The organism is Dyadobacter crusticola DSM 16708 (assembly GCF_000701505.1).
In the GTDB taxonomy this organism is placed as follows: Bacteria; Bacteroidota; Bacteroidia; order Cytophagales; family Spirosomataceae; genus Dyadobacter; species Dyadobacter crusticola.
The window spans coordinates 381,861-402,220 of record NZ_JNJB01000004.1 but is presented as its reverse complement, the minus strand read 5'-3'; the positions used below and the strand labels follow the sequence as shown (position 1 = coordinate 402,220).

The following is a 20,360-nucleotide window of genomic DNA, read 5'->3' as shown; positions in this document are numbered from 1 at the left end:
TTCTTTAAGGTCAGTAAACTGGATATCAGAATGACAATGACAGGTTCATACCTATGCTGCGTGAGCTAGGAAGCTCGCCGTAGCCGAAACCTTGCCCGTTTCCGCCTTTTGCATCAATTTCAGGATCGATATGCGGCGTGTTTTTAAAGATCATCCACACATTACGTCCTACAACTGAAAACTTCGCCGATTGAATCTTGATTTTTTTCAGGAATGAAGGACTGATGCTGTAACCCAATGAAACCTCGCGAAGCTTTACATAGCTGGCATCGAAAATCGCCGATTCGTGGTAGTTACGTGGGTTGCTGTAACCATAGAGCTGGTTTGCAGTAACAATGATGTCATTCGGAACGTAAGATTTAGAGCCGTCTGCTCCTGTCACTTCACGAACACCTCTTCCGATCACACCTTCCTCACGTCCCAATGCTGTTTCTGCATACTGACCTGTCCAGCGCGCTGTTCCGGTTCCTTCGTCATAAATGTCGCCGCCGATGCGCACATCAACCAATGCACTTAGTGAGAAACCTTTATAGTTGAATGTGTTAAGCATACCGCCGATCCAGTCAGGCTGCACATTACCCAGTTTCTGATTTGAAACGGTCACGGGTAAGCCGTTGGCTCCGTAAACAATTTGTCCGTCTGGTGATTTCTGGAAGCCTACGCCGTAGAACGTTCCGTAAGATTCGCCTACACGTGCTTCTGAGGTCATCCCGCGTTGCGTTGCCAGTGTGTAAGTGGTTAATCCTTCGGCAAGCTCAACCACTTTGTTGCGGTTGCGGGCATAGTTCAACGACACTTCCCAGCTGAATCCATTCGACAATTTTACCGGCGTTCCCGATAATGTAACCTCAACACCTTTGTTAGTGATCTTTCCGGCATTCAGGATTCTTGTGTTATAACCACTTGCTTTCGAAATTTCAACACCCAGGATCTGGTCTTTTGTGGTTTGGTCGTAGTAAGTCACATCCAGGCCAACTTTCCCTTTGAAGAAACGCAGGTCAGCGCCTAATTCAAGTCCGGTTGTGATTTCCGGCTTTAGTTCAGAGTTTGCGATTTGAATGTTCTCACTAAACTTCGGTACAGATCCGTTCCATGAACCACTCGCTGTGAATGTTTGAGCCAACTGATAAGGCGTAGCATCATTTCCAACCTGTGCGTAACTCGCGCGGATTTTTCCAAATGACAACACATTGCTTTTTATATCCAGCAATTCAGTAATTACCGCACTCACAGAAGCAGAAGGGTAGAAGTATGACCGTGCATTGGAAGGCAATGTGCTAGACCAATCGTTTCTAGCAGTTAAATCAAGGAACAATGCATCTTTCCATGAAAAGTTGGCGGTTCCAAACAAGCTTTGCGTTTCAGATTTTTCAATCTTGCTTTCAATGGTGTTGGCGCTTGGTACAGAGTTTCCTGCATTGTACAAGCCATCTACAACCATTTCACCCACCGCGAAATAATTTCTCTTGTAATAATTCTTGCGCTGGATTCCACCGAACTGGACATTCAAACCAAAATCGTTGGTAATGTTCTTATTGTAGGTTAGCATGAAATCCGTGTTTGTCTCCTGGCTGCGCAAAACTTCCTCGTTGAAGCGTCCGGGCGTCCGGGTACCATTGCGAACGCGGAGGAAGTTGGTTACATTGATCCGTGTGTCCGACCAGTAATCTGTTCCTGAGCGAAGCATCAGCGACAGCGAGGGCAGTATTTTATAGTTCAAAGCAATATTTCCTAAAAGGCGGTCTTTCTCGTTGCCGGAAGGCAGCATTTTTTGTGAGAAATATGGATTTGTGAAGAATGTATGCTGCCAGTTTGGCGGATCTGTGTCGCCTGCTTTCTGGTTGTGCACGTCTGTATATTGCTCGTAGTTGCGGAGCTGATCCCATGAAACTGAGCGGTGAGACCAGATAAATTCCTGTCCGCCTGCATAGCTGCGGTTGTCTGAGCCGGATTTGATATACTCACCTGATAATGTAACGCTGATGTTTTTGGTCAGGTTGTAACCCGAGTTAATGCGGAAGTTGTTTCTGTGGAAATCATTATAATACATAATTCCTTTCTGATCCACGCGGCTTAATCCAAGGCGGAAAAAGCCTTTGTCGTTTCCTCCGGAAAGCGCCACACTGTTTGTGATCGTGCGGCCGGTCTGCCAGTATTCTTCCCAGTTGTTAGGCTGGGGAGTCAGTGGTGCAACATCGTCACCAGTCCACCACTGTCTTACCATCCGGCCATCCATAGGTGCTCCCCAGCTTTCATCAGTTCCCGCTGAACCCGCGAGCGGATATCTTGCATCATAAACAGCCCTGTATTGTGCGATTTGCGCAGGATCGGTGATGGAGGAACTCCATCCATCGTTATACCAGGTGCGGTAACCGCTTCCTCCGCCATATGTATTTTGGAAATCAGGTTTGATCCAGGGGCGCTCAAACGTAATGTTTGAATTTACTTCAACACCCAATCCTTTTGTGCCCTGACCGTTTTTTGTTGTAATCAGAATAACCCCGTTCGCCGCGCGTGAACCATACAATGCAGCTGCATTGGGCCCTTTTAAAACAGACATTTCTTTGATGTTATCCGGGTTAACCTCCGAAATTCCACCGCCAAGCGTTTTGTTCGCAGTTTGCTCCATTGGCACACCATCAATAACGATCAACGGCTGGTTATTGCCTGAAACAGAGGAAGACCCGCGAATCTGGATCGTGGAGCTGCTGCCCGGGCCTCCATTGGATTGAACGCGCACACCGGCGATTTTACCCGATAATGCATTCGCTACGTTCGTTGACCGCGCCTCGGTCAATGCGCTTCCTTTTACTTCCTGTACTGTATATCCCAGCGCCTTTTTCTCGCGCTCGATACCAAATGCGGTTACAACCACCTCAGACAATTGTCGGGTGTCGGATTCCAGCTTTATGTCGAATTGGGTCTGATTGCCGATTGGCAGCTCCTGGATCAGGAATCCCACGTAGGAGATAACGAGCGTTCCATCGCCAGGTACGGAAAACGAGAATTTTCCATCTGCATCTGCATTGGTACCTACATTGGTGCCCTTATAAATGACAGAAGCCCCTGCGAGTCCGAGACCATCTTCGGCTGCCGTAATCTTTCCACTGACTTGCCTGACCTGGGCGAAAGCGAGCGGAGAGCAAAGGCATACCCATAATAACAAGAGTAGAGCTTTACGCATAGGAGTGTTAGGTTAAATGGTGAGTTGGTGTTCAGTAGCAGAAAAAGTTATGGCTGTGTGGTGTCCACACTGCCGTGCGCCGCACACACTTTCGCGTGGACAGAACAACACAGCCATAAGCTTGCAACACTGCTTTTCCGGAAAGCAATACCCTCTTTAATCGAGGACAGGCAGGATGAATGGCGAGGATAGCGCATAGCGCTGGTCCTGGCAGTGTGCCTGTCCACGTTGTTAGGGAAACTCGTATTAAAAAAATTATATTACGTTGGCTGAGAACATCCCTGAAAAGATCATGAATGATCCTTTCCGTTCCTGGTATGCTCTTCTCTCAACAGTCAGACATATTCATGTGCGGCTCGAATATGCCCTCGGCTTAGAAGTTCAGTCATTCGTTTAATGACTTCTCAAATATACTGACAATGTGAAAAGATGCAAGAGATTAAATTAATAATATGGAGTTTTTTGCAATAAAAGTTGGTAGGTCAAAACCTTTATAAAATGTTATTGTAATAAATCCATAAAAAATTCTAATAAACCTGCTTTCCTCGAAAATCTAGTGATTTAATAGGCTGTTTGCGTATATAACTCAATGTAAATAGCTATTTGATAGACGTTTATAGGTATTGTGACGAAATTTGGCTTGTCACAAGGAGTTACTTTTTCCCAGATACCGATTTTACGCGAGCTTTTCTGCCGGCACAAAAAAATAAGGCTCCGGATAGAAGCCTTATTTTTGTTGAACTCAGAATAGTTATATATTAAGCGTCAATGTACCGTTTCAGAATGGGCCGGTAAGAGTCGACTCTCCGGTCGCGCAGAAACGGCCAGGTGGTACGGTAGTGATCCAGTTTTTGAAGGTCAAGTTCCTGTACGTGCGTGACTTCCTCTTCATGAGGCGCCAGGTAGATCAGTTTGCCGTGCGGATTTGCAATGAATGAACCACCCCAGAACTGCTGGTCTGCCTCGCGGCCTACACGGTTTACAGATACCACATAAACCCCATTTGCAACGGCGTGGCCGCGCTGGATAGTCTGCCAGGCGCCGTACTGTTCTTCATTGGTGGCAGGATCAGTTTCGTTCGTATCCCAGCCGATGGCAGTTGGATAAAATAGGATCTCCGCGCCCATCAGGCTTGTAATGCGCGCTGCTTCGGGATACCACTGGTCCCAGCAGATCAGCACACCTATTCTCGCGAATTTTGTTTCGAAAATCCGGTAGCCGTCGGTGTCGGTTTCGGTGACCGGCGCGTCACCAGGCGTAAAATAGAATTTCTCATAATAGCCCGGATCATCGGGAATGTGCATCTTCCGGTACTTGCCCAGGTACTTTCCATCTGCGTCGAGTACAGCTGTGGTGTTATGGTAAAGTCCATGCGCCCTTTTTTCAAAAAGAGAAGCAATGATAACCACTCCCAGCTCTCCTGCAAGCGCGCTAAGCGCGTCGGTGGACGGACCTGGAATGGACTCCGCCAGAGAAAAGTTGTTGTGATCTTCTACGTCACAAAAGTACAGTGAACGGAACAGCTCCTGTAAACAAACGATTTGCGCGCCATTGGCAGCTACTTCGCGAATCTTTTCAACCGCTTTCTGAAAATTGGCCTCCGGGTCGGCGGAGCAGCTCATTTGTACAAGACCTATATTGACTTTTTTATTCATTATATCTCGATATTCAACTGATAATTACCTGTGACTTCCAACACTTATTTGCCCAAACTTGTTTCATCAAACATTTTCACCGCACTTCCGGCAATAAGGTGCTCGTCCTGGTCCCACATGCATTTGAAGTGCTTTCTGGGGCAGGCTGGCAATCCGAAATTGCTGCATGGATGACACGACAACTCCTTCACTTCCGCGATAACCTGAGCTGTATTCAGGTATGGCCACACACCGAAATGATCCGGCGAAGTACCTCCCCAAACCGATACAATGGGTTTGTTGAAGGCACCGGCAATGTGCATTAGTCCGGTGTCGTGCGCAATGACAGATCCTGCCGATTTCAATAGCGACACGGATTGGTTGAGGCTGTATTTGCCGCAGGTATCCAGCACTTTTTCGTCACAGGATCCGACCACAAGCTTCGCTACGTCAGCGTCTTCCGGGCCACCCAGCAAAACGATGGGTTTATTGATCTCTTTACAAATCCGGATGATTTTCTCAGGCGGCATTCTTTTCGTGAAATGCTGCCCGCCGATCACAAATGCGATATAGCCTGCCTGGTGTGTGAGCGGCAAACTGGAAAGCGGCACTTCTTCTTCCGGAGAAATAAAATAATCTACCGGCCGGTTATCGTTTTTGATCCCCAGCGGCGCGACCGCTTTCAGATTTCTCTCCACAATGTGAACTCCTTTCGGCAGCAGATCGATCTTGAAACGGTTCATAATCAGCTTCTCGACAGACAGCTTCCGGAACGTCAGGGTAGGGCGGCGGAGCTTGAAGCGGAGCAGGTAAGAGCGCAGCGTTTTGTGCAGATCAATGATGTAATCGAAATGTTCGTTTTTGAAGGTTTTAACGAGCTCATCCAGATTGTTATCCAACAAATGCAGGTGGTCAATGTAAGGATTATGTTCCACGACCTGCCTGAATTTCTTTTTTACCACGAAATGGATTTCTGCGTTCGGATGCTGTTGTTTAAGGCACCTGATCACCGGGGTGGTCAGAACGATGTCACCAATGGAGGAAAAGCGGATAATGAGAAATTTGACAGGTTTATTCAACTTTGATTTCCTGTTGGATTTGAGATGGTAAAAGGTTAGCCGGCCGGCAGTGCTTCCAGCGGCGGTGGCTCCACAACCAGTTGTCCGGCTGCGCAATAATATCTTCTTCCAAATGCTCGATCTGACTTTGCAGAATTGCATTGGTCGGTTCCAGCCTCGGCGTTTCGGTGATCAGTTTGAAGCTGGCTCTGTAAAAGCCCCTTTTCGTTCTGCTTTTGGAAATTCCCATATACAGTACCGGCGCATTCAGCCTGCGGGCGATCAGTTCGCCTCCTCTGAAAAAGCCGGTATCCTGGTGCAGGAATTTTGTCCAGTAAGCTTTTTCCGGAACCGGCGACTGGTCGTTGATCAGCACAAAGAGGAACGGTTTGTCACGCGGTTCAAGTGCTTTGCTGATCGCGTCTTTCATAGGAACCATTTCAGTGCCAAAGCGGGTACGGAAACTCCGGAACCAATCATCAAATACATCATTCGCAAGCTCGTGATAAACGACGATGATTTGATAGGATAATTTGGCGGAGGCAAACAGGTTCAGCATTTCCCAGTTGCCCAGGTGACCTGCCATCACCACCACATTTTGCCCTCTTTCATAATAATGGTCCAGGATCGGCATTTCAAGGTCAAACCTTTGAAGCAGGTCCTCCTTGGAAATGGATATCATTTTTACTGTTTCAAAAATGATATCCGTAAAGTTCTTATAGTATTGTTTAGCAATTCCCTGTACTTGCTCATTGCTGTAAGTAGGGAAGCTATTCTTTAAATTACTGAAAATTACATTTCTCCGGTATCGTCCCACATTGAATATCAAATACCGAAATATATCAGAAAGCTTGTATAACCTCTTCCAGGAGAGCTTCGAAATCGCTGTAAGAAGCACCAGTAAAAGTCTGGTAGAAAATGTCCTCATTACCTAATTCTTTGCAAAGAAAGCAATTCTGCAAAAGAAATAGTTCCGGTCAGATTTTGAAAGCTATCAGGTGTTTATTGTCGTAATATCTGTTCCGGTTTCAGGTTTTCTGGCCTGGTATGTTTCCATCTCCGGTGGCTCCACAGCCAGTTATGCGGCTGCATTTCTATATTCTGCTCCAAAATCCGGAGCTGCTTTTCGAGGATTGCATTGTTGGGAATTTCTTTGGGGCAATCTGTAATGGTGCAGATATTTACCTTGTAATAGCCTCTTTTGTTAGCGACTTTGATAAAATCTGCATAAAGTACCGTGAGGTTGTACCTTCTCGCAATGGTTTCCACTCCTCTGAAAACGCCCGTATCCTGATTCAGAAATTGCGTCCAGAATGCGGTTTTAGGATTGGGTGATTGATCGTTTGCGAGCACCACGACGTACGGCTTTTCGCGTGGTTTCTGAAGTTCTTTAAAGATGTTGTCCATCGACACCAGCACTGCGCCAAACCGCGTGCGAAGATCGCGAAACCATTTGTCAGAAGCCTCATTTTGCAGTGGCCGGTATACGACAATGCATTCGTGGGTAAAGCAAAGAGAGGAGAAAAGATTGGCAAGCTCCCAGTTGCCCCGGTGCCCCATGAGGTAGATGATATTCCGTTTATCGGAGTAATAATGGTCCATTACGCTGATATCACCTTGCAGTCGCTCGCGAACGCATTGCGGCGTAGCAGTCTTGAATTTGATCGTTTCAACGATCAGATCTGTGAAATGCAGGTGAAAAGCTTTTACAATGCAGCTCAGCTCCGCTTCCGTCTTATCAGGAAAGCTCTTTTGTAAATTCTCATAGATTATCTTCTTTCGATAGCCAGCAACCTGAAAGATCGACCAGCAAAGAAAATCAGAGAGCCGGTACGCGTTTTTCCATGATAAAAGGGAAATCTGATTCAGTACTACGAAAAGTAATTTCGAGAAGGGTTGCTTCATTAAAACAATTTTATACAATAATAACTATATATTATGTATAAACGAAACGTTGCCTTTGTTCGTAAATTTTGTTAGATTCACTCTTTCAAACACTTGCGTAGACTGTTTTGGAAGGATTATTTGACATCAAAAATGATCGCCGCCTGAGCGTGTACCTGTACAGAATGGGCTTCGGTATGTGGCTGCTGTACCTGATTCTGGGCGCACCTGCATTGCATACCTATATGCAGTACCGGCAGGATTGTGGGCTGCTTTCTTTTGCATTGATGATCTTCGGGTTCACAGCTGCGATGGTTTACGATTATTTTCACCATCACGATCAGTACGAGATCAAAAAGAAGTGGCTATTTATCAGCTACGTGATTTTAGCGGGGATTATCTATTTTCTTGAATTTCACCAAAAGGGGAGCGTTGTTGATCTGAACTGGTTGATCAGGCTGCTCTGACCTCAGCCTGTAACGGAGTTGCTCCGCTGCATCATTTCCTTTACCTTCTGAATTGATAAATCTGGTAAAGCGGCTACTTTTCCAATTACCATGATGGCGGGAGAGCCGATCTCACTCACTTTTGAAAGCGGCAGAATGTTACTGATTTTACCGGTAACTACCTTCTGGTTTTCCAGTGTGCCATTTTGAATGATCGCAACAGGCTCGTCCATTTTGTTCAATCCTGAATACATTTCCACGATCTCTTCCAGCTTGTGAAGCCCCATCAGTACTACCACGGTTGCAGAAGATTGCGCAGCTAAATGCAGGTCCTTTGAGAGCTCGTGCGCTTTGGTAGTGCCTGTTATCACCCAAAAACTTTCACTTACACCACGTGAAGTCAGCGGAATCCCGGCCAGTGCAGGAACCGCATAGCTACTGGAAATGCCGGGAATGATCTCTGATTCGATCCCATGTTCCGCAGCAAAAATCACTTCCTCATAGCCGCGGCCGAAGATGAAAGAATCGCCGCCTTTAAGACGCACGACTTCCCCGTACTGCATTGCTTTCTCTACGATCAGGTCATTGATTTCATCCTGTCCGCAGCTGGTTTTGCCAAAGCGTTTACCTACGAGAATCTTAATGCAATCGTCTGGGCAATAATCAAGAAGAGCGGGATGAGCAAGGGAATCGTATAATACGACTTTGGCTTTTTGCAGCGCCTTAACTCCCTTTAAGGTGATCAAGTCCGGATCTCCCGGCCCTGCACCGATTAATGTAAGTTTCATATCTGAGAACTTCGGCTGTCGGCAATCGGCTATCAACTTTTCGAGCCGACTGCCGACTGCTGAAAGCCGTTTTAACTATCTTTTCCGAATGAAAGCTCCTGCAATACCGGTTCGCCTGTTTCTGCAAGCTGGCTTTCGCGGGTATTTCTGACAAAATCGAGGAACTGAGCAGCAGTACTGATAAAGTAAGTTGCAAATGCCTCCGTCGGTTCAAATTTATTGATACTGAAAGCCAGCGATTTGAATGGAGTCTCGGCTTTTTCAGGAAGCAGAAATTCAGCAGGTGTTTCGTACTTGAAATCCTGTCCGAAATTCGTTTCGAAATCGTTGACAATACCATATTGCGTGTTGGTATTTACATCTTTCGTCATCAACAATCCCTTTGCACCAGTAATAAGCACATTATACGCGTGGTAAATGGCATCCGCCCAGATACCAGACTCAAAATTCTCTTTTGCCAGGTTCAACTTTTCCTGACCTTCTGTGATCGTCGTAGCAACCAGGTCAACCAGTACGCTCGCGCATTCACCTACACCGATTTCTGTTTTGAACAATTCATCGTGGTCCCAGTCGCGGTAATCGTCGTCTTGTAATGTCGAGAGGTCAGCGAGTGGTTTCAGCAGTTGGAAAAAGTAATTCTTGGTCTGGCGTTGGTAGTATTGATTGTAATACTCACCGTCAAATGCATTGGCTTCGTAATCATCAAAAAGCATCCTTAAAGCTTCCGGGCCGCGTTTCGTAGGTACCTTGATCACCTTATCGCCGATCAGCCCAATACCGTCGCCTGTAAAGCCGCCGCCCAGCAGTACCTGCAATGCAGGAAGCACCAGCTTGCCATTTTTGATCGAGCTTCCGTGGAAACCGATGTTAGATGCATTATGCTGCCCGCAGCCATTCATACAGCCGCTGATTTTAATCTTAATATCCTGATTGTAAATCATTTCAGGGTATTCGTCACGCATTACATCTTCCAGTACACGGGTAATTCCGTAGCTGCTGGAAATCGCCAGGTTACAGGTATCCGTACCCGGGCAGGTAGTAATGTCCATTGTACTGTCAAAACCAGGAGTAACCAGTCCAAGCTTAGCCAGTTCGTGGTAAATCGCAACCAGGTCTTCACCTTTCACAAAACGGAGAATATAGCCTTGGTTTACTGTTACGCGGATATCGTCGGCTGCGTACTTGCGTACAACATCAGCCAGGCTGCGGGCGATATTGGAGTTCATATCTCCCAGTAATACCCGCAATTGCACTGCATACCAGCCTTTTTGTTTTTGTTCAAAAGTGTTGGTGCGCAGCCATTTTGTGAAGATGTCCAATTTATCAGCCTCAATGCTTTCCGCTGCAATCTTCAAAATTTCAGCTTCGCTCAATGAAGGGCGAGGCGCATAAGTGATCGACTCGATTTCTTTGGTGCCAAAAAGGTCCTCAGGAATGGTAAAAACTTTGTTTTTCAAAGCAACGCGTTGTTCTTCTACGCGCGCCATCATTTCTTCAAGACCAAGGTCATTCAGAAGAAACTTCATACGTGCCTTGTGGCGGCGCACGCGTTCTCCGTACCGGTCGAAAACGCGGAGCAATGCTTCTATAAAAGGAATTACATCTTTTTCTTCGAGGAACTCAAAAGCCGTTTGTGCTGAGAAAGGTTGCGCACCCAAGCCGCCTCCGATCAGCACTTTAAAGCCTTTTACAGGCTCGCCAGCTTCATTAACACCCATTTTGGCAATCAATCCAACATCGTGAATGAATGCAAGCGCAGAGTCTTTTTCGGAAGAGGATACCGCTATCTTGAATTTCCTTCCCATATCCTGATTGATCGGATTGCGGAGGAAATATTGGAAAATCGAATGGGTAAGCGGGGTTACATCGAAAGGCTCATCCGGATCAATACCTGCGATAGAGGACGCAGTTACATTGCGAATCGTGTTTCCACAAGCCTCTTTCAGCGTAATTCCCGCATCTTCCAGGTCCGCCCACAATTGTGGTGAATCCGCAAGCTTTACGAAGTGCAGCTGAATATCCTGGCGCGTGGTCGCGTGCAGGTTTCCGGTCGCGAATTTGTCGGAAGTATCCGCAATGCGGACAAGCTGGTCGGCAGTGATACGCCCGTAAGGTAGTTTAATACGGATCATTTGCACACCAGGCTGGCGCTGACCGTATACACCGCGTGTCAGACGAAACTTGCGGAATGCTTCTTCCGGTGTTTCACCCGTATTAAATGCATTGATTTTGTTGTTCAAATCAATGATATCACGCTTTGCAACGGCGGATACTTTGTCAGAGATGATGATTTCGCTCATGGTTGATATTCTGGGTATTCTAAACGTCTATCGGAATAGTATATTTTTGGTCGCCGTGAAAGGGCTTCGACTACGCTCAGCCTGACAATTGCTTCGGCTTTGTCGCCCTGAGTGCACCTGGCCGCCGGGCGGTCTAAGGGTTACTCAATCATGCAGGCCCCAACAGTCACATTTGATGTCTCGTCGATCAGAATTGCTGCGCCGTTTGCGCGGTTTTTCTGGTAGGGATCGTAAGCTATCGGCTGGGCTGTTCTTAGTATAATCCTTGCAACGTCATTCAGCTTCAAGCTGTCAACTTCGTCGATCTTTTCGTAAGAGTTGATATCGATCTGATATTCAATGTCACGGATTGAACAGCGGGAGCGGGCAGTACCGTGTTGTAAAATGTATTTGCTTCCTGCTTTCAGCGGCTTCCTGTCGTCCATCCAGCAAACCAGCGCTTCAATGTCCTGGCTCACGATAGGCGCATTGTTCAATGAAACGATGGTATCTCCGCGGCTGATATCGATATCGTCTTCCAGCAATATCGTTACAGATTCTAGAACAGAGGCTTCCTCTATTTCGTTTCCGCCAAATTCGATTTTAGCGATTTTAGATTCTTGCTCAGAAGGCAAAACTTTAATCAAATCGCCCTTTTTGAAGCTGCCGCTTTGAACCCGTCCGGCATAGCCGCGGTAATCGTGCAGTTCGTCAGTTTGCGGACGGATTACATATTGTACCGCAAAGCGCCCGTCTTCCAGATTCTGGTCTTTCAATACGTTAACAGTTTCCAGGACCGAAAGCAATGTTTCGCCGGTATACCAATTCATGCTGGTGGATCTGTCTACGATATTATCGCCATTCAATGCACTTACAGGAATGATCGTCAGGTCTTTGATCGCCAATTTCTGGGCAAGTTCCTGATAGGATTTCGCGATTTCAAGAAACGCATCTTCTGAGTTTCCAACCAGGTCCATTTTGTTGATAGCCACGATCACGTGCGGTATCCCCAGCATTGAGGCAATCAGCGAGTGTCTGCGTGTTTGTTCCACCACACCGTGGCGCGCGTCAACCAGAATGATAGCCAGGTCTGCATTGGAAGCGCCCGTTACCATATTTCTGGTATACTGAATGTGGCCCGGTGCGTCGATACTGATAAACTTACGGTTTGGCGTCTGGAAATATTTGTAAGCTACATCAATGGTAATTCCTTGCTCACGCTCAGACCGAAGTCCGTCCGTCAGCAATGCGAGGTCGATCTCACCCGCATTTCGCGTCTTGCTGGCACGCTCAATGGCTTCCATCTGATCAGCCAGGATATTTTTTGTATCAAACAGCAAGCGGCCAATCAAGGTACTTTTCCCATCGTCAACCGATCCTGCTGTTATAAATCTTAGTAAATCCACGGTTTAATTTTGAATGATTGAATGATTGAATGAGTGAATGACACCTTTTGTCATGCTGAGCGCAGTCGAAGCGTGTCACCCTGAGCGCGGTCGAAGGGCCCTTTCCTCTTCTTTAAAAATACCCTCCCTTTTTACGATCTTCCATCGCAGCTTCTGTCTGCTGGTCGTCGATGCGGGTTTCGCCTCTTTCGCTGATCCGTGAGATTGTAATTTCAGCAATTACTTCATCCAGGGTTGCTGCGCTTGATTCTACCGCCGCCGTGCAAGTCATATCGCCGACTGTACGGAAACGTACCTGACGCGTTACGATCTGATCTTCGGGGTCGCTTTCGATGACGGGCGTATTATTAAGCAATTTGCCGTCGCGCAAAATCAGCTCTCTTTCGTGGGCGAAGTAGATGGAAGGAAGCTTAATACCTTCTCTTTTCAGATAAGCCCACACGTCCAGCTCAGTCCAGTTGGAAATTGGAAATACGCGTACGTTTTCACCTTTCTGAATTCTTCCGTTAAACAGGTTCCACAATTCAGGACGCTGGCGTTTCGGGTCCCATTGCCCGAATTCATCCCGGAAAGAGAAAATGCGCTCTTTTGCACGCGCTTTTTCCTCGTCCCGGCGGGCTCCGCCAATGCAGGCATCAAATTCAAATTCTTCAATCGTGTCAAGCAAAGTAAAGGTTTGCAGCCAGTTGCGGCTTGCATTCTTGCCGGTTTGCTCTTTCAGTCCTTTTACTTTAATAGTATCTTCCACATATCTCACGATCAGCTTTGCGCCGATTTTCTCAGCAAGCTCATCGCGGTATTCAATTGCTTCAATGAAATTATGGCCGGTATCCACGTGTACCAGCGGAAAGGGGATTTTTCCGGGAGCAAATGCTTTTTGCGCAAGATGGACCAGCGTAATAGAGTCCTTCCCACCTGAAAAAAGCAGTGCGGGGCGTTCAAACTGTCCCGCTACCTCGCGCATAATGTAAATGGCTTCTGCTTCAAGCTGATCCAGGTAATCCGGAGCTTTCTTTTCCGCTCCTACCGAAGCCTCATTGACTGAAATTGACATGGTTGTTTAATTTTTCTTGCAAGAAATTATTTGGCTGTCGGCTGTCGGCAATCGGCCGTCAGCACTTATGCCGGATATATTGTATAAAGCAAAAAGCCGATAGCCGACGGCTGATTGCCGACAGCCCAAAACTTACTTCGCATGCAGCCCGCACTCCTTTTTCGATTCGTCTTCCCACCACCAGCGTCCGGCCCGGAAATCTTCGCCCTCTTGGATCGCCCTGGTACAAGGCGCACAGCCGATACTTACAAATCCTTTGTCGTGCAGCGGATTATAGGGAATCCCGTTTGATTTCACGTAGTGTTTCACTTCTTCAAAATTCCAATTCAAAATCGGATGGAATTTTACCAGCTGATGCGCTTCGTCCCATTCCAGTTGGGGCATATCGTGGCGGTTGCCCGATTGCTCAGCACGAATACCTGTTACCCAAATCTTAGCACCTTTTAAAGCACGGTTCAAAGGCTCTACCTTACGGATAAAGCAGCATTCCTTTCTGTTCTCCACCGAATCGTAAAAGCTCAGCGGGCCTTTGGTACTGACCAATTGCTCTGCGGCAGTCGTTTGCGGATAATATACCTTGATCTTCGTGTCGTACCGGTTATTTGTCTTTTGCAGCGTCATATAAGTTTCGCTGAAAAGCCGGCCGGTATCCAATGTGAAAATCGTGATATTCAGATTGTTCTTTAAAATCAAATCAGTAATCACCTGATCCTCATACCCCAGGCTGGTCGAAAACACGACTTCTCCAGGAAAAAGGTCAGCCAGAATCGCCAGCGACTCAGTTTCACTTTTGCCTTCGATAGCAGCGTTTAAAGATGATATTATTGCTTCGTTCATGGTGTAAATTATATCAAATCAAATCGGGCAACGTTCAAGAACTGGTTATTCAAATGATCAAAATCTTCGTCAGTGGTAATCAGGGTCGCATTAAGCGTACTCGCCACCGCCGCAATCCACAAATCATTCTTGCCCATATTCCTTGCTGAACAATCCAGCCTAGTCCCCGGCAACCTTCCCTGACTGAATGCATCGATTTCTGCGTAACGATGAACAATGTCATCAGTCAAGTCAAAAAGTGGAATAAATTGCGTAATTAGTTTTTCCAGCTTATCAATTTTCAGGGTTCCCCAGCCATTCTGAATGGCAAGAGATCGCAATTCACCTATTATCATTGCGGGAATCACTACTTGCGTTCCCGGGTCAAAAATGCCGTAAGTTTCTTCAATCCTGTACCAGGAGGAATGCTTTCTGAAATAGGATAAAATGATGTTTGTATCCAGTACATACTTCATCTCGTCAATTGCGAAAAAAGTAGTTCAAGTGGCTCCTGTATGTCCAGTTCGTCCCTCAGTCTATCCATCTCTTCCTTATTTAAGCCAGTATAGCCCTGTTTCTTGACCTGCTCTTGCAATGCTTTCTCCGCCGTCCTGTATTTGATCTTAGACCAAGATTCAGCACGATCTTTCGGGAACTCACTTGACATAAAGTCTTTCTCCTCAATACCAGCCAATTTTGCAGCTTGCTCTGCAGACACGAGTTCTTTCTCATAGAGCTGCCTTGCAATAGAAAGTGAAACTTCCTGACTGCTCAATTCATCCGGTATTTCAATAATTACAGTGTGCATTTGTATAGTAGTTTAAGTTAATTCCTACTCTAATATATCACTTTTCACCGACACCTCGACGGCGTGCGTGAAATCTTCGATCAGGTCTTCGATATCTTCTAATCCTACTGAAATACGGATCAAACCAGGGGTAATACCCAATGCTTTTTTCTCCTCCGGTTTCAGTTTTGCATGAGTCGTTGTGTTCGGGTTTGTCACGATTGTTCTCGTATCACCCAGGTTAGAAGACAGGGATGCAATTTCAAGTGCGTCCATGAATGCGGCGACCCTTTCAAACCCGCCTTCGAGTTCAATGGTCACGATCGCGCCGCCTGCTTTCATTTGCTGTTTTGCCAGCTCGTGCTGCGGGTGTGATGCCAGGAATGGATACTTCACCTGCTTCACGTCCGGATGTTTTTCCAATGCCGTGGCAAGCTGCAATGCATTCGCCGCATGTTTTTCCATTCTCAGGTTGAGCGTTTCAAGACTTTTGCTCAAAACCCACGCATTGAATGGAGACATTGACGGACCAGTCTGGCGACAGAAAAACCGCAATTCTTTGATATATTCCTTCTTACCTACAACAATTCCACCCAACACACGGCCTTGTCCATCCATGAACTTGGTAGCTGAATGCAAAACGAGGTCTGCGCCGTACTCTGCGGGAGTTTGCAGAGCTGGTGAGGCAAAGCAGTTGTCTACATTGAATATGATATTGTGTTTTTTGCAAATGCGGCCGATCATCGCCAGGTCTACCAGGTCCAAGCCGGGATTGGATGGTGTTTCCAGGTAAATCATGCGTGTATTCGGCTGTACAGCTGCTTCCCAATCAGCCTCCGTTGCATCCGAATCCAGGTAAGTATGTGTAATTCCCCATTTGCTCAAAATTTGGGTAATTACCTGATGTGCAGAGCCGAACAATGCGCGGCAGGCCAGAATGTGATCGCCACTTTTCAACAAAGCTGCCATACTCGCAAAAACCGCCGCCATTCCCGTAGCAGTTGCAACACCATCTTCACAATCTTCCAGGATACAAACTTTGTCCACAAACTCCTGAACGCTCGGATTGGAGAACCTGCTGTAAATGTTACCTTCTTCAGTTTCCTCAAAAAGAGCCTTTCCTTGTTCAGCACTTTCAAAAGTGAAGCTGCTTGTCAGGAACAGCGGAGTGGAATGTTCGCGGTACTTGGTCTTAGCCGTTTGCGTACGGATTGCTTTGGTTTGTTTTTTCATTGGAGAACTTCGGCTTTCGGCTGTCGGTTATCGGCGCTAGATCCGTATCCCTTTTCCTATAAGCACTATTAAATTTTTGACAACTAAATCTATAAAAATTCTGACCCACAAAGCCGACAGCTGATAGCCGACAGCCTTTAAAGGCTACTCAAAACCATATATATAATCCTCAAACTCACAATAATAACAATGGTGCCCACCATAATCATCATGGTTTTGATCGGTAACTTTCTTGAAAGCGTTGCGGCGATCGGGGCGGCTACCATTCCGCCGAGTATCAGTCCGAGGACTACCTGCCAATGCGAAAAACCGATAATGCTGATAAACGTTACCGAGCTCGCCAGCGACACAAAGAACTCCGCAAGGTTCACAGAGCCAATGGTGTATTTAGGGTGACGACCTCTTGCAATCAGCGTGGAAGTTACAATTGGTCCCCAGCCACCGCCTCCAATAGAATCAAGCGTACCGCCTGCCATTGCGAGCCAGCCTATTTTCTTGATCGGCCGCTTTTCAACCCGCTTTTTTAACGCTTTCTGAATGATAAGAATTCCCAGTATCAGCGTGTAAACCGCCACGAGCGGCTTGATGATATAAATATATTGTTCGAGAGAAGACAGCAGGTAAGCGCCGGTAATCGCACCGAGCACACCCGGAAATAGGATCTTCTTGAATAGTTTGCTGTTGACGTTTCCAAATTTCAGGTGCATATACCCCGAAACCCCGCTGGTGAATATTTCAGAGCTGTGCACACTCGCACTTACAGCCGAAGGCGGCACGCCCAATGTCAGCAGAAAAGTAGCAGCTGTAACGCCGTAAGCCATTCCCAGCGCACCGTCGATCATCTGGGCAACGAATCCCCCGAGTACATAGTAGAAGAAGTTCTCATTGATTTCCAGCTCATTCCAGAGAACAGTAAGGCGGTCGTAAGTGAAAAATGTAAATAGCAGATGCCCCAGCACCATTAATGCAACCGCCGAGAATATATTAACAGCCACTTCGGTCCTGGTACGTTTGCGGACTGTTGCCGCCCAAACTTTTTGCTGGATCGTTTCCCAGGTGAGGGGAGTGCGCGTGGGATGAATCTGCGGATTTGCCGGCGTTTGAGAAGCGGTACTTGCTGCAAGCTTATTGAAAGGCAAGTCCGATTCCCCCGGCAGGTCCGGCAGGTAAACCACCTGTCCTTTCTTCCGTGCAATCGCAGCCAGCCGGCGATCTTCATCGGGATTTCCGCTCGCGATATAAGCTACGTCGAGCGACTCCCAGTCGTTTGCTGCGTTGGTTTCAGATGAGGGTGTATAATCCGCCGCTTCCTTCAAAGTCTATTAACTATACTATTTTTGTAGAGTATCTAAGGCTGCAAAGGTAATTTCAAATTGTTAATTTTCAAAGGAGAGTGCCTGCCAAAAAGACGCAGGAGACAGTCTTCTCGAAAGGCTGTCTCCTTGCTTCTCAGATGATGTGATTGTACGCTCTTAGAGTCAGTAGCAACGTACTTCGAAAAGGGCCGCAGGTACATTCTCGTAGCTGCTTTGCATTCTCACTTTAATGGATTTTGTGTTAGCAGGTTTTCCCAATTGTATACTTCGTCGGGTCTGGTGATTGTTGGCAATATGGCCAATTACGTTTCCATGATCGTCGGTAATCTCGATTTCTGACACACAAAATGGCATTATATTCTCGGGGTGAACGTAGATCACATTCTCCATCGGGTGGTCAAAGTCCGTGTCAAAAACCAGCTCTACTCGGTTGATTTTAACTTCTTCATTCCATTCAATGGTTACGTACGGAGCATTATCTGTAAAGTCGGAAACCCACGCATTCGGCGCAGCGACGGGGCGGTGCAGTCCGTTTTTAAGGTTGTTTGGTTCAAATGCAGTGAGCGGCACACTTAGCTCAAATGCGAGATTTCTGCCTTCCGGTCTGCGCTGCGGGCACCAGAATTCGAAGGTATCAACGCCAAGATCCTCGGTCGGCTCCTGTTTTCCGTAGTTTGAAACAGCCGGGTTTGTCGCATTGAAAACCGTTAAAACTCCGGTTACCCGCTTTTCGCTGTATTGTATTTTGACTTTCTCATTCTTCAAAAAACAGATAAAAGCATAGCATTCTTCGTCAAAGCGGGCGTTCCATTCCAGCTCTATTCCTTGCTTTCCAGGAGTGAGGGTTAGAGATTTTGTCTCAATGGTTACATCCGGCGTGTGGTTAAAAGCTTTGCTGCTTCTCCGTAACTCCACATCCAACGTGGTGTTTTCCAAAACTTCCACCCAGACCTTCATATTGGGCATCTGGCCGTTTACCGGTAACATTTGCCCTACCGAATGCACTATCGGAGCCCAGTGATCCGAACCCGGAACAGATATAAGTTGCAGCGCAGAAGAAGCCGAAATATGCGCAGCGTTCCGGACAAGATCAGCCTGGTCTTCTACCTGCGTTTGCGGCAGATACTGCCCTGATCTCCAAAGTTCAAGCTGGTACTCTTGCAAGTGCTGCGTGCCCACTTCGCGTGGTGTGCAACCATACTTCTTCGCGAGTGCCGCTGCAATCCCTACCGCTTGTCCGCCAACCGCGCTCGTCGCCATTACGCGGGTGGACGCAAATGCAACGTGGGTGGCACTGATAATGCGGCCGGCGATAAATAGGTTACTAATGTTCCGGCTGTAATAGCAGCGGTAAGGAATGCTGTAAACGCCTTTGCTGTGCCACTGATTACAACCCGACTGATCGCTGTATACACCGTCGGCGGGGTGCAAGTCAAGACTCCAACCACCGAATGCAGCTGTGTCTTCAAAAGTTTTTTGCTCAACAATATCCTGCTGTTTAAGCATATAATCTCCCTCAAACCGGCGGCTTTCACGTTTTCCGGGAATGGTACCCACCCATTCCAAAGTCATATTTTCCGATTCGGGAAATTCACCTGAATTTTTAATGTAGTTCCAGGCTCCGTACACAACCTTCCAGAGTTCCCACTTGATCTTTTCAGTATCGTGTACCGTATCCAGTCTCCCGCCGAATTCCAGCCACCAGAGCCGGCATCCAAAGTCTTTCGGGTTGAAGGTTTTGTAACGCGGAATTTCGGTGATATCCTGCAATGCATAGGAGGGGGGAATGAACTTCACAGGCCGGCCCACATCTTTGGAATAAAAATACATGGAATGCCCCAACAACTCTCCATACGCTTTATCCGGCGCAAATTTCTCGCCAAACTCTTCCATTGACTCAGCGCCCATCCGGAAAGCCGCGCCTGCCAGAAAGCCCACAAGCCCGTCACCAGACGCATCACAAAACAATGGAGCCGAGACCTTGTATCTCGTGCTGTTCTGGCTGCAAAATGCATGCACTGCCGCTATTTCGTCACTTTCACTTCCGTTACCTGTTTTTTTGTCCAAATCGAAAACCGCAGTATTGAGCAGCAGTGTAATATTGGTCTCCTGGATTACTTTTTCGAGCAAAACAGTGTCGAAAATAAGTGGATTACCGTCCGGGTTGCGATAGATATTTTCAAGCATAATCTCGTCTATCACGCCGCCTTCCCGGGCCCAGCGGTTGTTGTTGCCCATGTGAGAGGTAGCGCCGAGTATCCAAAGCCGCACTTCGCTGGAACAGTTCCCTCCGAGAACCGGCCTGTCCTGGATCAATGTCACATTCAATCCTGCCCGCGCAGCAGTGATAGCCGCGCAGGTACCCGTTAATCCTCCTCCTACAATCACCAGATCAGCCGCAGATTCAATGGTTTTGGGTGCTCTTTTCGCAGAAGCTTCTTCTTGTATCATTTTGTTAGATTTTTCATGTCACTG

The 20,360-nt window shown here is 47.1% G+C and carries 16 protein-coding genes; 1 reads left to right on the top strand and 15 read right to left on the bottom strand.

Annotated elements, in window-relative coordinates:
* Positions 1-25 precede the first annotated feature (25 nt).
* The 5 genes from Q369_RS0105245 to Q369_RS0105225 all read right to left on the bottom strand — a co-directional run bounded on the left by Q369_RS0105245 (position 26) and on the right by Q369_RS0105225 (position 7,781).
* Entirely contained in the window at positions 26-3,184 is a 3,159-nt protein-coding gene (locus tag Q369_RS0105245) for a SusC/RagA family TonB-linked outer membrane protein (RefSeq protein ID WP_031526760.1), read from the bottom strand.
* Between the two features lie 758 nt (positions 3,185-3,942).
* Positions 3,943-4,839: a carbon-nitrogen hydrolase gene (locus Q369_RS0105240; protein ID WP_031526759.1), complete on the bottom strand. Its 897-nt coding sequence runs from the start codon at positions 4,837-4,839 to the stop codon at positions 3,943-3,945.
* Positions 4,840-4,883: 44 nt separating this feature from the next.
* Positions 4,884-5,897 carry a glycosyltransferase family 9 protein gene (locus Q369_RS0105235; RefSeq protein ID WP_051663925.1) on the bottom strand — a complete coding sequence of 338 codons (1,014 nt, stop codon included), beginning with the start codon at positions 5,895-5,897 and terminating at the stop codon, positions 4,884-4,886.
* Positions 5,890-6,804, bottom strand: a complete 915-nt coding sequence (locus tag Q369_RS29450; protein ID WP_031526757.1) for a lysophospholipid acyltransferase family protein — start codon at positions 6,802-6,804, stop codon at positions 5,890-5,892. The genes Q369_RS0105235 and Q369_RS29450 overlap by 8 nt, the downstream gene beginning before the upstream one ends.
* 74 nt (positions 6,805-6,878) lie before the next feature.
* On the bottom strand, positions 6,879-7,781 hold the full coding sequence (locus Q369_RS0105225) for a lysophospholipid acyltransferase family protein (RefSeq protein ID WP_031526756.1): 903 nt from the start codon (positions 7,779-7,781) through the stop codon (positions 6,879-6,881).
* A 164-nt stretch (positions 7,782-7,945) separates the two neighbouring features.
* Here Q369_RS0105225 and Q369_RS0105220 point away from each other — a divergent pair, with 164 nt between their 5' ends.
* A complete protein-coding gene (locus Q369_RS0105220) occupies positions 7,946-8,227 on the top strand; it encodes a hypothetical protein (RefSeq protein WP_051663935.1) in 282 nt (93 codons plus the stop codon).
* Between the two features lie 2 nt (positions 8,228-8,229).
* Here Q369_RS0105220 and cobA read toward each other — a convergent pair whose 3' ends face one another.
* The 10 genes from cobA to Q369_RS0105170 all read right to left on the bottom strand — a co-directional run bounded on the left by cobA (position 8,230) and on the right by Q369_RS0105170 (position 20,336).
* Positions 8,230-8,994 (bottom strand): uroporphyrinogen-III C-methyltransferase, encoded by a 765-nt coding sequence (gene cobA / locus Q369_RS0105215; RefSeq protein ID WP_031526754.1) that lies wholly within the window; start codon positions 8,992-8,994, stop codon positions 8,230-8,232.
* Positions 8,995-9,065: 71 nt separating this feature from the next.
* Positions 9,066-11,294, bottom strand: coding sequence for a ferredoxin-like domain-containing protein (locus tag Q369_RS0105210; RefSeq protein WP_031526753.1), 2,229 nt, complete (start codon positions 11,292-11,294; stop codon positions 9,066-9,068).
* Between the two features lie 140 nt (positions 11,295-11,434).
* Positions 11,435-12,679: a sulfate adenylyltransferase subunit 1 gene (locus tag Q369_RS0105205; protein WP_031526752.1), complete on the bottom strand. Its 1,245-nt coding sequence runs from the start codon at positions 12,677-12,679 to the stop codon at positions 11,435-11,437.
* Positions 12,680-12,791: 112 nt separating this feature from the next.
* Positions 12,792-13,733, bottom strand: coding sequence for a sulfate adenylyltransferase subunit CysD (gene cysD / locus Q369_RS0105200; RefSeq protein WP_051663924.1), 942 nt, complete (start codon positions 13,731-13,733; stop codon positions 12,792-12,794).
* A gap of 132 nt (positions 13,734-13,865) precedes the next feature.
* Positions 13,866-14,570, bottom strand: coding sequence for a phosphoadenylyl-sulfate reductase (locus tag Q369_RS0105195; protein ID WP_031526750.1), 705 nt, complete (start codon positions 14,568-14,570; stop codon positions 13,866-13,868).
* 8 nt (positions 14,571-14,578) lie between these two features.
* Positions 14,579-15,025: a PIN domain-containing protein gene (locus Q369_RS28225; protein ID WP_051663923.1), complete on the bottom strand. Its 447-nt coding sequence runs from the start codon at positions 15,023-15,025 to the stop codon at positions 14,579-14,581.
* The gene (locus Q369_RS0105185; RefSeq protein ID WP_031526748.1) at positions 15,022-15,357 is read right to left on the bottom strand and encodes a UPF0175 family protein; all 336 of its coding nucleotides are present in this window, start codon (positions 15,355-15,357) and stop codon (positions 15,022-15,024) included. Before Q369_RS0105185 ends, Q369_RS28225 begins: the two co-directional genes overlap by 4 nt.
* Before the next feature lie 24 nt (positions 15,358-15,381).
* Positions 15,382-16,569 carry a trans-sulfuration enzyme family protein gene (locus Q369_RS0105180; RefSeq protein WP_031526747.1) on the bottom strand — a complete coding sequence of 396 codons (1,188 nt, stop codon included), beginning with the start codon at positions 16,567-16,569 and terminating at the stop codon, positions 15,382-15,384.
* Between the two features lie 137 nt (positions 16,570-16,706).
* Entirely contained in the window at positions 16,707-17,885 is a 1,179-nt protein-coding gene (locus Q369_RS0105175) for a sulfite exporter TauE/SafE family protein (RefSeq protein ID WP_031526746.1), read from the bottom strand.
* A 162-nt stretch (positions 17,886-18,047) separates the two neighbouring features.
* Positions 18,048-20,336, bottom strand: coding sequence for an FAD-dependent oxidoreductase (locus Q369_RS0105170; RefSeq protein ID WP_031526745.1), 2,289 nt, complete (start codon positions 20,334-20,336; stop codon positions 18,048-18,050).
* Positions 20,337-20,360 lie beyond the last annotated feature (24 nt).